At 43.1% G+C, this 13,075-nt stretch carries 11 protein-coding genes; 6 read left to right on the forward strand and 5 right to left on the reverse strand.

Translation table 11 applies throughout. From position 1 onward, the window contains the following. Window positions 1–296 precede the first annotated feature (296 nt). Window positions 297–1,718: a hypothetical protein gene (locus ACRD7P_RS19495; protein WP_430909424.1), complete on the forward strand. Its 1,422-nt coding sequence runs from the start codon at window positions 297–299 to the stop codon at window positions 1,716–1,718. 116 nt (window positions 1,719–1,834) lie between these two features. Here ACRD7P_RS19495 and ACRD7P_RS19500 read toward each other — a convergent pair whose 3' ends face one another. Then, on the reverse strand, window positions 1,835–4,381 hold the full coding sequence (locus ACRD7P_RS19500; protein ID WP_430909426.1) for a phosphoenolpyruvate carboxylase: 2,547 nt from the start codon (window positions 4,379–4,381) through the stop codon (window positions 1,835–1,837). Window positions 4,382–4,683: 302 nt separating this feature from the next. Next, the gene (locus ACRD7P_RS19505) at window positions 4,684–5,352 is read right to left on the reverse strand and encodes a uracil-DNA glycosylase family protein (RefSeq protein WP_430909427.1); all 669 of its coding nucleotides are present in this window, start codon (window positions 5,350–5,352) and stop codon (window positions 4,684–4,686) included. Between the two features lie 407 nt (window positions 5,353–5,759). On the opposite strand from ACRD7P_RS19505, the gene ACRD7P_RS19510 reads away from it, so the two are divergent. Next, on the forward strand, window positions 5,760–5,888 hold the full coding sequence (locus tag ACRD7P_RS19510; RefSeq protein ID WP_430909429.1) for a 30S ribosomal protein THX: 129 nt from the start codon (window positions 5,760–5,762) through the stop codon (window positions 5,886–5,888). A 165-nt stretch (window positions 5,889–6,053) separates the two neighbouring features. Here ACRD7P_RS19510 and yaaA read toward each other — a convergent pair whose 3' ends face one another. The 3 genes from yaaA to ACRD7P_RS19525 form a co-directional block, all read right to left on the reverse strand. Beyond that, window positions 6,054–6,815 carry a peroxide stress protein YaaA gene (gene yaaA / locus ACRD7P_RS19515; protein WP_430909430.1) on the reverse strand — a complete coding sequence of 254 codons (762 nt, stop codon included), beginning with the start codon at window positions 6,813–6,815 and terminating at the stop codon, window positions 6,054–6,056. A gap of 278 nt (window positions 6,816–7,093) precedes the next feature. Then, entirely contained in the window at window positions 7,094–8,119 is a 1,026-nt protein-coding gene (locus ACRD7P_RS19520; protein ID WP_430909431.1) for an RluA family pseudouridine synthase, read from the reverse strand. A gap of 3 nt (window positions 8,120–8,122) precedes the next feature. Further along, window positions 8,123–8,710 carry a PASTA domain-containing protein gene (locus ACRD7P_RS19525; protein ID WP_430909432.1) on the reverse strand — a complete coding sequence of 196 codons (588 nt, stop codon included), beginning with the start codon at window positions 8,708–8,710 and terminating at the stop codon, window positions 8,123–8,125. Between the two features lie 239 nt (window positions 8,711–8,949). On the opposite strand from ACRD7P_RS19525, the gene ACRD7P_RS19530 reads away from it, so the two are divergent. From ACRD7P_RS19530 to ACRD7P_RS19545, 4 genes are all read left to right on the forward strand, one after another. Beyond that, window positions 8,950–9,930, forward strand: coding sequence for a D-alanine--D-alanine ligase (locus tag ACRD7P_RS19530; protein WP_430909433.1), 981 nt, complete (start codon window positions 8,950–8,952; stop codon window positions 9,928–9,930). A gap of 33 nt (window positions 9,931–9,963) precedes the next feature. Beyond that, a complete protein-coding gene (gene coaD / locus ACRD7P_RS19535) occupies window positions 9,964–10,422 on the forward strand; it encodes a pantetheine-phosphate adenylyltransferase (RefSeq protein ID WP_430909434.1) in 459 nt (152 codons plus the stop codon). Between the two features lie 214 nt (window positions 10,423–10,636). Further along, the gene (locus tag ACRD7P_RS19540) at window positions 10,637–12,487 is read left to right on the forward strand and encodes a PAS domain-containing sensor histidine kinase (protein ID WP_430909435.1); all 1,851 of its coding nucleotides are present in this window, start codon (window positions 10,637–10,639) and stop codon (window positions 12,485–12,487) included. After that, window positions 12,474–12,878: a response regulator gene (locus tag ACRD7P_RS19545; RefSeq protein WP_430909436.1), complete on the forward strand. Its 405-nt coding sequence runs from the start codon at window positions 12,474–12,476 to the stop codon at window positions 12,876–12,878. Before ACRD7P_RS19540 ends, ACRD7P_RS19545 begins: the two co-directional genes overlap by 14 nt. Window positions 12,879–13,075 lie beyond the last annotated feature (197 nt).

Here is a 13,075-nt window from a genome sequence, read left to right on the forward strand (position 1 = left end):
TCAAAGAACGGCCGTAACTTGTATATTTTTAAGGTCTTTACAAAGATTACTATTACATTAACCGGACACTATTGACTGATTACTCAATACTAACCACACATTACTCACTACCAATTACCCCCACTCATCGCCCATCTTCCCCCTTCGACTGCACACGAACCGGAACCCAGCACCCGACCCTTTTTAAGATTTTTTTAAGACGACATTGCAAAACTATCACGGAAAATTGAACTCTCTGTGACCTACTTGTTATGCCGTTCCGCTTCATTTGTGGAAACATTTTAAAACTCCTAGAAATGAAAAAAGTACACGTATTTGCAAGTTTTTTATTTGCGCTGCTCCTGTTGGGCTGCAGCAATGACGATAACAACGAAAATCCGATAGTTCCCGTCGCCGGTAGCATTACCGGAGGACCTTTCACATTTTGTGTTGACGGTACGGCCGATACCGTAGACGGAATTTCGGTGAGCACCGACGATTCGGAAGGCACCAACAGTACCTGGGTGGTCACCGACGAAGCATTGAATATTCTTGGCCTCCCCCCGACCCTTGAGGCATTGGAAGGCGTTAATTTTGATGATGCCGGTGCAGGTGTCTGCTTGATCTGGTACCTGAGGTTTGAAGACGACCTACAGGGCGCCGAGGTTGGAATGAACGCCGGAGATTTAAGCGGTACTTTTGATCTTTCGAACTCCATAACCGTTAACAGGAACAAAACCGAGGCGGGAAGCATTACCGGCGGACCGTTCGAGTTCGACGTAGATGGCGAACCGGATATGGTAAGTGGTATCGTTTTGGAAAACCCCGATGCATCGGGCACCAATAGCACTTGGGTCATTACCAATGCCGATGGTACCATTCTTGGATTGCCACCAACATTGGATGCGGTAGAAGGTGTCGATTTCGACGCCGCCGGAGCAGGAGTATGTCTGATCTGGTACCTTCGTTTCGAAGATGGGCTACAAGGTGCGGAAATGGGTATGAACGCCAATGACCTGGAAGGATGTTTCGATCTTTCCAATTCCATTACCGTTACCCGAAATCAAGTTGCCAATGCGGGAACATTGACTGGCGGACCCTATACCTTTTGTGTGGACGGCACTTCCGATTTTGTTACCGACATCAGCTTGGACAGTTCCAATGCCTATGGCGAAAGCAGTACCTGGGTGATTACCGATGCCGATGGTACCATTCTTGGGCTGCCCCCAACATTGGACGCTGTTAAAAGTGTGGATTTCGATGGAGCCGGAGCGGGAGTATGCCTTATTTGGTATGCCCGCTATGAAGGAGAGATCAGCGGTGCGGAAATGGGATCGAACGCCAATGATATTACCGGGGATTTTGCCCTCTCAAACCCGTTGACCGTTACCAGAAACCAGCCCGAAGCCGGAAGTATCAGCGGAGGACCGTTCGAGTTTGACGTGGATGGCGTTCCCGATATGGTAAGCGGTATTGTCCTCGATAATCCAAATGCGTCCGGCGCGAACAGTACTTGGGTGATTACCGATGCCGATGGTACCATCCTTGGATTGCCACCAACCTTGGAAGCCGTTGAAGGTGTCGACTTTGACGCTGCCGGAGTTGGGGTATGCCTTATTTGGTACCTGCGTTATGAAGACGGACTACAGGGTGCCGAAATGGGTATGAACGCCAATAATCTGGAGGGTTGTTACGATCTATCGAATTCAATTTCGGTAAACCGAAAAGAACCGCATTAAACGGATACAACAGCTTTTGAAAAAGAAAAGTTTTGACCACTTCAATAAAAAACCCTGGAAAACGTATTTTCCAGGGTTTTTTTCAATAACTCCAAAGTATATAAACGCCTGTAAAATTAGGCCGAATTCCGACTCGCATTGATATTACCATAAAGCGAACGGGTAACGATCTTCTCGTATTGTTCCTTGAAACCTGCGCCCTGGCCTATCTTCTGCAACGCATATTGCTGTATTACCAACAAAGGCAAAACAATGTTCTCCCGTATCTTGATGGACTCTCTTGAAATCACCTCATTTTCCATCAGTATTTTAGAACCTGAAATCAGCAATAACATCTTTTTGGAAAGTTGGTATTCGTCGTAAAGGATGTTCCAAAAGGCACCGTATTCCTCGTTCTCTTTCATGTAGCTGGTCAATTCAAAATAACATTTTGACAATGACATCATACTATTGAGCATCAAGGCCCTAAACAGTGGCACTTCTTTGTACAGTTTTTTAATATCCTTTAGCTTTCCTTGATCTTTTAAGGTCTGTATCGCAGTCCCGATCCCGAAATACCCGGGTACGTTCTGTTTCAATTGGCTCCAAGAACCCACAAAGGAAATCGCCCTAAGATCGGTCAGTTCAAGCTTCTTTTTATTTCCTCTTTTTCCCGGTCTACTGCCTATATTGGCTTTGGTGTAGTATTTAAGGGTACTCATATGCTCCAAGTAGGGCATAAATTTATCGTGATGTTTTAAAGCATCGTACTTGGCGAAACTGAGTTCGGAGAGGGACTCCATTAACTGTCGCGACGCGGCCGAAATAACATTTTCCTTCCCAAAAAGATTATTGGAAAGCCCGGCCGTTAGCAGCTGTTCGCTGTTGTACATAAACTGTTCCTTGGTGCCATAGGTACTGGTAATGGTCTGCCCTTGAATGGTCAGTTGAATTTCATGATTGGCAATATCCTTTGTCTGCGCCGCATAAAAACGATGGGTTTTTCCACCACCACGTGCCGGTGGGCCACCCCTACCATCAAAGAAAATGGCCATAACGTCGTTCTTACGACAGATTTTGGACAATTTTTCCTTGGTCTTGAATATCGACCAGTTCGCTTTTACATAACCGCCGTCCTTTGTACCATCGGAGAATCCTAACATGATGGTATGTTTGTTATCACGCTGTTCCAAATGTGTACGGTATTCCGGGATGGCGAACAATGCTTCCATCGTATTTTCGGAGGTCGCCATACCGTTCATGGTCTCAAACAATGGTACGATGTCAAAGGATATTTCGTCCGCTTTCCAACCACACCATCGAAACAGCCCAAACACGAACAGTACCGAAAATACGTCCTCGGAGTTACTGATGATATAACGGTTGCAACCTTCTTCCCCATTTTTATCCTGAATTCCCTTCAGTTGCAAAATGTTGGAAATGGTATCCTTTACCATATCGTCCTCAAAATCCTCGGGAACCAATTTCATATTTTTATGAAGCAACAGATCGATCAGTTTTTCATCCGCTACGGTATCGATATCTCCTTTGATGAGTTTCTTTTTTTGGAGTATGGTTTGCACTACCTTTTTATGTATGCTATGGTCCTGTCGAATATCGAGCGTGGCAAAATGGGTCTTAAATATTTTCACCTTATCGATCAATTGGTCCAATTCTTCCAAACGAAGGCTGTAATACCGGTCTATCAAAAGTTCACGAATGGCGAGCAGGGGTTCTATAATATCGGCATATCCTACGTTTTTGCTAGCATCGAACATCGCTTTATAGAGGTTTGCACGAAGTTCCTGTAACGGCTCTTGAACCGCCTTAAAGGACAGACTTTTCTGTAATTTTTTCAGGTCGTTATAATAACACTTCATTAGGTTGATCCGCAGCTCGTCCGCAACATCCTTGGTAATGGACGCGGTTACGTACGGATTGCCATCGCGATCGCCCCCCGGCCAAAAACCGAGCTTCATAATGTTGTGGTTATCGAACGCGTGGTCCTTAATATTGTCTTTTATATAAGCATACAGATCTCCCACGGCATCATAATATACGTGCCTTAGGGTGTAAATGATATTTCTGGCCTCGTCCAAGGGAGTCGGCTTTTTCGCATTGATCAAAGAGGTAAGTCCTAATTGTTGCAGCGTAGTATCGATAGCATCGATCTTATCGTCCAGAATATGGGATCGTAACTCCGTAATGATATCCAAGATCGCCGGGGTATAAAACTGTGTCGGATGCGCCGTTAAAACGATACGTGCACTGAAAGTGGACAGTTTTTTGGCCACCTTGTCCCAACTCTTGTTCTTGTCCACCAGCTGAAAATAGTCCTTTATGGAAAGGGTATTGCTATGCTCGTTCAACTTTGGGAACGCTGCGTCCTCCACACTATCGTACAGCACCACTTGCCGTTCTACGTATTGGATGATCCGGAACATAAAATCGATTTGATCCTGCTCCTCCTCCAAATCGACATAACTGGCAAAAAAACCTTCCAAAATCTCTTGTGGATTTTGACCGGCTTGTAGTCCTTTTTGACAGAGATCCAACAATAGGGGAATCAAAATACCCACATTGTCCACATCCCGATAGGGTAAATTCAGGAACAGACTATTGTACACATTGAACTTGTTGTTTACCGATTTTCTAAACTCCTTTAACCTTTCTAATTGTTGCATAGCATTATAAACTTCCTTGTTGAATATGTTGTAACGCCAAAGCGCCCTTTTTTGAAGACCTAAATATCGCCATAAATAACCTATTAGACTTGTTGAATTTTGGGTAAATAACAAATTTCACCCTTCACACCACAAAACCAACAGGCTTCACAACAATATTTTTAGCAGCGAACATCCCTGATATATATTTACATCATAATTACCAACCAGTAATTTTTTTCATTTTCATATAGTGTTCTCGTAAGAAGGCCTTGTTCGAAAGAATAGGGCCTTTTTTAGTTCAACGGGGTACTCGTATCATTTTAACTTTGAAATGGCATAAAGAAAGAAGCATATTGCCGTACCCTATAGTCAAATGTATTAAAATAGGGTTGCTTCAACTTTAATGCCTTGTATTCGGGCATGCTACCAATGGCCCGGTTGGCAGCACCGGACGGAGCTGTGAGCGAAACGGTGTTTATGGAACGACCGTCCACCTTAAAACGATGTATGCGAGGTACTTTCTCCGATACGACCTCGAGTGTAGCTCCGTTGACCTTCAGCTGTTTTCGGAAGAAATATTCCGGACCGTTTTTGCTATTTCCTCCCATAAACAAAATGGTCTCAATTTTGGGATACTCCCTTAAATGGCCCAATACATCCCTTAGAACGACCGAGCGCATTCCCAGATCGGAGGCGTTATCATCGGAACGTTCGGCACTTTGCACGATGTCACAAATTCCAATGTGACGCTTTTTCAAAAACTCTTTTCTTTGGAGTATGGCATGCTCGCTCGTTTCAAAATACAATCCCAATTCGAAGATGCGATCCAGTATCGGCCAAAGCAGGTTATCCTTGCTGCCATAAGAGAAATCAACATCACCAGCTTTTAATCGTTTGGTCGAAAAACGGGGCGGCGGCAAGGTCCCCACGATGAGTTTTTTGGTCTCCGGAAACAGAAAAGGAGGATAAGGATGCACATGATGGAACATAGAAATCGATACTAATCTATTTTAACTTAAAAAAATCAGGTATAGGGAACATGTCAAAAATAGGAATGGCCAGCCCAAAAAAGCATTTTCACATTGTTTTTGTTGTCTTTGATTGGGCAATCATGTACCTTTTCATCTGTTAACATTTATTGTTTTTTAATGGTCAGATGTAATTCGCCAATAACCATTTCGGTTGGTATCAAGAATTGTTATGGCTCATTTCATAAGGTAAGGAGGTGACGTGTTTTCATCTAATTTGGGAAAACACCATCGGTGTTTTTAGTTTTGGTATTTTGAAGTTCCGAGCGCTCCTATCCAAGCTGATGGAATGGCGTGTTCTATAGAACACACGACTTATAAAAATGACGTAAAACGATGTTTCAATACGTTCAAAAACAACATACACCATGGGTAAAGGCGATGTAAAAACAAAAAGAGGAAAAATCAACAACGGCACCTTTGGGGCGAGACGCAAAAGAAAAATTAAAAAGCGACCGACCGTGGAGGAAAAAATTAGCATTAAAACCAAAAAATAACCTACTTCATAGGAGTAGTTCCTTTACTCGGCAGTCATAGTTGTATCCTTTGCAATAGCTACTTGTACACCAATAACAAGCGACATTTTTCAGCGACGCAAATGGTAACCAAAAACCAATAACACTGCCCCTGAAAGATGCTACCGGCCCACCATTACTTTTGGGTCACCGCACAAAAACCGGTTCGTTTTCGTTGACGGTATGGGAGGGACTAAATTCATATTCGTCCAAATTAAAACCTCGAATATCGGATAGGGTCTTTGCACCGGTATCGGTTATATACCGTACCATGGACCCACGGGCCTTTTTCGCAAAAAAACTGATTATCTTCAGGTTATCGCCCTTCCAATCTTTAAATATGGGTGTAATAACAGGCACCTTCAACTGTTTTCGATCGATGGCGTTGAAGTATTCGTTACTGGCCAGGTTGACAAAAAGTTCCCCCTCTTCCAGTTCGTTGTTCAGGTGCTCGGTCAACGTTTTTTTCCAAAATTCATAAAGGTTTTTATGGCGTCCGACTTTGAGCTTGGTTCCCATCTCCAGCCGATAGGGCTGTATCAGATCTAAAGGTTTTAAAATACCGTAAAGCCCCGAGAGAATGCGCAAGGAATTTTGAAGTTTCTCCATTTTTTTTGTCGGCAAGGTATAGGCGTCCAAACCTTGGTAAACGTCCCCGTTAAAAGCATAGATGGCCGGACGTGCATTTTCAGTGGAAAAGGGTACCGTAAAGGCCTGGTTCCGCTCCCAATTCAATTGGGCCAAGGCATCCGAAATGCTCATCAAATCGGATAATTCCTTCGGCTTTTTCTTGCTGAGTACCTTGTTCAATTTAACCGACTCATTTAAAAAATCGGGTTGGGTATGACCCAATTTTGGATACTCTTTTTCAAAATCCAATGATTTTGCCGGTGACACTACTATTTTCATGGAACTACGTATTTTTAAGTTTGTCCGATAATCCGATTAAAGCTTACTACTGTTTTGCCCGTTCAAAAACGTTTTCCGCTGGTTTGAACGATTCTCCCTTTATGATTTAAAAATAAGAAGGATTTCCGTTACGGCCACAAAGCACCAACAGTTGTTATTTATAGGGGCATCGACCATAACGATCATTTTGCCTTAGATTGTTTCCAGTGCTCGCTGATAAACGCTGTCGGCAACTTTCAGGATAACAATGGAATACTAGACTTAAAAAGCCCTCTTGGTCAATGACTATGTTTGGAATACCGCCGCCATTTGTCGATGCAATCGCCCAAATCGGTCGGTATCTCCGAATCGAAACGCATCCTATCTCCGGAAACGGGATGGACGAAGCCCAGAGTTTTCGCATGAAGCGCCTGTCGTGGTAATATCTTAAAGGTATTTTCTACAAACTGTTTGTATTTGGTAAAGGTAGTGCCCTTTAAAATTTTGTCCCCGCCATACCGCTCGTCATTGAAGAGGGTGTGCCCGATGTATTTCATATGCACACGAATTTGATGGGTACGTCCCGTTTCCAATCGACATGAAATTAGGGTCACGTATCCCAAACGTTCCAATACGGTATAATGGGTAACGGCCTCTTTGCCCTCGTTCCCCTCGGGAAATACCTGCATCTGCAACCTGTTCTTGGGATTTCGGGCAATATGCCCTGAAACGGTGCCGCTGTCGTCCTCCACATTTCCCCAAACTAGGGCGATATACTCCCGCTCACTGGTTTTATCAAAAAATTGTTGGGACAAATGTGTCATCGCGTGCTCCGTTTTGGCCACCACCAAAAGTCCGGAGGTATCCTTATCGATACGGTGAACTAGGCCCGGACGTTCGTTACTGTTCTCCGGAAGGTCTTTGGTATGGTGCAACAGCGCGTTAATCAAGGTTCCCGAGTAATTGCCATGCCCGGGATGTACGACCATACCGGCAGATTTGTTCACGACCAACAAGGCTTCGTCCTCATAAACAATAGTTAAGGGAATGGCTTCGGGTACCAAAAGATGCTCATGTGGCGGATGGGCGAACAGCACCTTCACCTCGTCCCCGGCCTTCACCTTATAATTTTGTTTTACCACTGTTCCGTTTACCCAAATGTTTCCACTTTTTGCGGCTTGTTGAATTTTATTGCGGGTCGCATATTCGATAAAGTTCATTAAAAACTTATCGACACGCAGTGGCTCCTGTCCTTTGGACGCCACAAACTTGTGGTGCTCGTATAACTCTTCGGAATTTTCCTGGGGCTGTGGTACGGGTTCCATATCCTATTCGGAAGCTGCCTTGATATCGGAACGTGCGGTTCTATTTCCATTTCCGCAAACCAATTCGATTTTTGATGTTTTTGGCAACTTGTCGCCCGGTTTGATGCGTTTGCCGCGAAACTTGATGTAGTAGACCATATCCTTGCCAAGTTCGTCAATATAGGTGGTGCGCTGCACATCGAGCCCGACGGCGCGGAGCATGGATGTGGCATTGCGCTTGGTTACCTGTTCGATCTTGGGAACGGTCACCGTTTTGTATCCGGATGGATTCACGGTAAAATATACCTTTCTATTTTCCTTTACCCTGTTCCCTGCCGCTGGGTTTTGATCGATAATGGAAAAACGGGGATAGTCGGGATTGTAATTTGCCGAATCCAACACCTCGTAACGAAGGCCGGCATCGGAAACCGCATCGCGCATATCCGGAACGGACATTTTTGAAAAATCGGGAACATCAACGAACGTACCGTGGTTAGTGGAACTTTTCAACCATTGTAAGGAAAGAAAGACCAATAGCACAACAAGGGCTACCGCGATACCAAGTTGTATCAAAAATGTTCGACTTCTTAGAAAATTAAAAAAATTTCGCATCCATGGTACTTTTGCTCGGTAAAGATAGCAAATGCCCTTTAACAAATACGATGCAGCAGCTCGAAAATAATCAGGGCATAAGCCGAAAGATGCTTTAGGAAAGATCGCTTTTTAATATCATGGCCTTGTTCCCTTTGGAAAAACACGGATAATTTTCGCAAAAACCACACTTTTTCTTTTCTTTGACCGTAACCCGGATTTCGTTCGGGCAACGATGAGTCAACCTAGCAAGCAAACCGATGAAGAAAAATATTGCCGTGATCATGGGAGGATATTCCAGTGAGGCCGAAATTTCCCTTAAAAGTGGAAAAGTCGTTCAAGCGTATTTGGACAGCGACCGATACCATAGTTATGGAATCCAAATTTTGCCCGACAAATGGGTGTATGTCGATGCCGAAGGAGCGGAACACGCTGTGGATAAAAACCGATTTAGCATATCGCCTAAGGGTGAAACCATTGTTTTCGACTGTGTTTTTAATGCCATTCACGGTTCGCCCGGCGAAGATGGCCTTATGCAATCCTACTTTGAGCTGTTAAACATACCGCAGACATCGTGCAGTGCGTACCAATCGGCGCTGACCTTTAATAAGCGTGATCTGTTGAGTGTGCTAAAAGCATATGGCATCAAATCGGCCGCATCCTACTATCTCAATTTGGGAGACCCCATAGATACCGGGGCAATTGTGGAAAAAGTGGGGCTCCCCTGTTTCGTTAAGGCGAACAAGGCGGGAAGTAGTTTCGGTATTTCCAAAGTTTATGAAAAAGACCAGCTCAAAGCCGCCATAGCAAATGCCTACAAGGAAGACGATGAAATCATTATAGAAGCCTTTTTGGACGGCATTGAGGTATCCGTTGGTGTTATACGGTACCAGGGAAAAACCAAAGTGCTTCCGATTACCGAAATTGTTACCGAGAACGATTTTTTTGATTATGAGGCCAAATACGAAGGGAAATCACAGGAGATTACCCCGGCCCGAATAACCCCCTTACAGGCAGAAAGAGTAAGGGAAGTTGCCAAAAATGCCTATGAATTGTTGAAAATGAAAGGCTATTCGCGAAGTGAATTCATCTTTATCGACGATGAGCCCTATATGCTCGAAATGAACACCACTCCGGGACTCACAACGGAAAGCATATTACCGCAACAGGCAAAAATAGCCGGTATTGGTCTTACCGAACTTTTTGGAAGCGCCATTGAGGAAGCCCTATCCCAGAAATGATTACATTTATGCGAACACTACGTACCGCAGCTTATGAAACGTGCCATATTCCCAGGTTCTTTTGACCCTTTGACCTTAGGACATTTTGATATTATACAACGTGGTATCACCCTGTTCGACGAACTGGTGATAGCCATTGGCATCAATGCCGAAAAAAAGTACATGTTCTCCTTAGAGGAACGTAAACGTTTTATCGAACAGGCATTTCTGGAGTTTCCCAACATAAAAGTGATGACCTATCAAGGGCTTACCGTAGATTTTTGCAGGACCATAGGTGCCGGTTTTATTTTAAGGGGCCTGCGAAATCCGGGCGACTTCGAATTCGAAAAGGCCATCGCCCACACCAACCGAAAACTTTCGGACATTGAAACGGTGTTTTTACTCACCTCATCCGGTAAATCCTATATCAGTTCTTCCATCGTTAGAGATGTTATCCGAAACGGTGGCGATTTTACTGGACTAGTACCCGAAACGGTACGATTATCACATTGATTTAAATGTTAACATAATGTAAGAATAAACTTAAAAATATATAAGTTTTTATTTCACTTTCCGTGTTTATTTTTTGAATTACCATATTTATTACCTACCTTTTTACTACGAAAACCTATATTTTACGCTCCACACAACGGATTTTACGAGATTCACAACAAACATGGATATAGGTTAGTATATCATTTCTATTTTAGTAAGAAAATTCTATCAAATGCTAAGGATTCATCAGAAACAATCCAATAGTTATCTTATCAAACAGCTTCCGACCGCGACGGTATTCTTAAATACCCGTTTGGAAGTGGAGTATGCCTCCGATTATTGGATAGACTATTTCAACTTTGACGATCGTAATGTCTTTGGGAAGAATGTTTTCACCCTTTTTGAAAAAGCCACGGATAGTTGGAAACAAACATTGCAACATTGTTTGAATGAAAAGAAAAGCAATACGGGCACAGAGTATTTTCTGGACGTCAACAATAAAGAACGATGGTTCGAATGGACCAACCTTCCCTGGCACGACGAAAATGAAAATGTTATCGGACTTATCTTACAGACCGAAGATGTTACAAGACGGGTCGAAAGTGAATTAAAATTGCAGCGGCAGCATATGCTGTACAACGAAAAATCCAAAATTGCCAAAATTGGAAGTTGGACTTATGACCTGCAAAAACAGGAACTGCATTGGTGCGAAATGACACGGGCCATCCATGGTGTATCACAGGAATTCCGTCCGAATGTGGACATTGCCATTGATTTTTACAAACCCGGCCATAGTAGAAACACGATCGCTATGGCACTGAACAAAGCCATTAACCAAGGCATTTCATGGAATAAAAAAGTTCAGATCATTACCACAAAGGGTGAGGAACGTTGGGTAATGGCCGCAGGGAAACCCTTATACAAAAATCAGAAAATAGTAGGCGTATTGGGAACGTTCCAAGATATTCACGACCAGGTGATAAACGAACTGAAAACCAAGGAAAACGAACGTTTGCTGAGAACGCTTATCGATAATCTTCCGCTGAACGTATTCATTAAGGATGTGGACTCCAAAAAAATACTTGTCAATCGGTCAGAAGCAGACTTTTTGGGGTTCGATCATCCAAACGATTTGATCGGAAAGAACGATTTTGACATTTACCCCCGACATATCGCTGAAAGTTCTTATGAAGAAGACCAAAAGGTAATCAGCTCGTTACGCCCCATTCTTGGCAAGGAAACCATTTGTGAAAGGAAAGACGGGAGCATCACCACTTTTCTTACCTCAAAAATTCCGTTGATCGGAATCGACGGCACGGCAACCGGCCTTGTGGGAATCAGCTTGGACATCTCCAATTTAAAACAGAAGGAGGAAGAACTGCGCGACCTGATCAACGTTACCAGTCTACAAAACAAAAAACTGGTCAATTTTGCCCATATCGTGTCGCACAACCTTAGGTCACATTCCGCTAACTTTTCCATGTTATTGGACTTTTTGGTCAACGAAAAAGACCCCGAACAACAACAAAACATTACGACTATGCTGGTGGAAGCCTCGGACAACTTATTGGAAACTTTGAACAACTTAAATGACGTTGTAGCCATAAATACCAATACCAACATGGATAGAAATCCGGTCGTTTTAAATGACATGATACAGAAAGTTATTCAAAACCTACAGGGCGTTATAATAACCAACCGGGTACAAATTGTAAACGAAATACCAGAAGACATTGTACTTCAGGTTATACCGGCTTATTTGGAAAGCATCCTAATGAACTTTATCACCAATGCGATCAAATATAAAGATCCCGAAAGAGACCCTTTAATTCGATTGGGTACGGTACTACAGGACAATAAAATAGAATTGTCCATCAGTGATAATGGACTCGGTATCGATTTAGAAAAATATGGGGACAAATTGTTCGGCATGTACAAAACCTTTCATAACAACAAGGATGCCAGGGGCATAGGCCTATATATTACAAAAAACCAAATAGAGGCAATGAAAGGAAGCGTCACCGTCTGCAGCGAAGTAGGCAAGGGCTCTACCTTCAAAATCTACTTTAATGAGACAAATTAATTCCATTTGCATCGTCGACGATGACCCCATTACCGTTTTCGGGATCAAAAAAATCCTGAACAATGTTGTAGAATGTTCGAACGTCAAAAGTTATGGAAATGGCAAACTGGCGATCGATGCAATAAAAGAAGCGCTCACCAAAGAAGAAAACCTTCCCGATATCATATTTCTGGATATCAATATGCCTATTATGGACGGTTGGCAATTTTTGGAGGAATTCACGCAACTTGCCATTGATCAGAAACTCCGCGTAAATATCATTACCTCCTCCATTGATCTTGCCGACGTAAAAAGATGGGAGCATTACCGTACCAACTCTCAGCACTTGATTACCTACAATAACAAACCGATCAAAAAAGAAAAAATGGCAGAGATTACAAAGGTCGCCTAGCGCGTGGCTTTAGTTTTATTGTAGTCGCGACCTCCTTACATCAAGTATACACTAATGTGATTTTAAGCTACAGTTTTTTTGGCTGCAGTAACCGAAGTTGGAATAGGTAACACCAGAAATGATATAAAACCTTGAGGAAAAGGGGAAAAGACTTTATTTTTTTGACCATTAGAAAAGGTTGAACCACTTCTTTGTCT

This window comes from Maribacter sp. 2-571 (genome assembly GCF_050589625.1).
GTDB lineage: Bacteria > Bacteroidota > Bacteroidia > Flavobacteriales > Flavobacteriaceae > Pelagihabitans.

Coding starts and splice junctions, on each gene's coding strand:
- ACRD7P_RS19540 (WP_430909435.1), top strand. CDS start 10,637: ATGCTAAGGATTCATCAGAAACAATCCAATAGTTATCTTATCAAACAG.
- coaD (WP_430909434.1), top strand. CDS start 9,964: ATGAAACGTGCCATATTCCCAGGTTCTTTTGACCCTTTGACCTTAGGA.
- yaaA (WP_430909430.1), bottom strand. CDS start 6,815: ATGAAAATAGTAGTGTCACCGGCAAAATCATTGGATTTTGAAAAAGAG.
- ACRD7P_RS19520 (WP_430909431.1), bottom strand. CDS start 8,119: ATGGAACCCGTACCACAGCCCCAGGAAAATTCCGAAGAGTTATACGAG.
- ACRD7P_RS19530 (WP_430909433.1), top strand. CDS start 8,950: ATGAAGAAAAATATTGCCGTGATCATGGGAGGATATTCCAGTGAGGCC.
- ACRD7P_RS19495 (WP_430909424.1), top strand. CDS start 297: ATGAAAAAAGTACACGTATTTGCAAGTTTTTTATTTGCGCTGCTCCTG.
- ACRD7P_RS19505 (WP_430909427.1), bottom strand. CDS start 5,352: ATGTTCCATCATGTGCATCCTTATCCTCCTTTTCTGTTTCCGGAGACC.
- ACRD7P_RS19525 (WP_430909432.1), bottom strand. CDS start 8,710: ATGCGAAATTTTTTTAATTTTCTAAGAAGTCGAACATTTTTGATACAA.
- ACRD7P_RS19500 (WP_430909426.1), bottom strand. CDS start 4,381: ATGCAACAATTAGAAAGGTTAAAGGAGTTTAGAAAATCGGTAAACAAC.
- ACRD7P_RS19545 (WP_430909436.1), top strand. CDS start 12,474: ATGAGACAAATTAATTCCATTTGCATCGTCGACGATGACCCCATTACC.
- ACRD7P_RS19510 (WP_430909429.1), top strand. CDS start 5,760: ATGGGTAAAGGCGATGTAAAAACAAAAAGAGGAAAAATCAACAACGGC.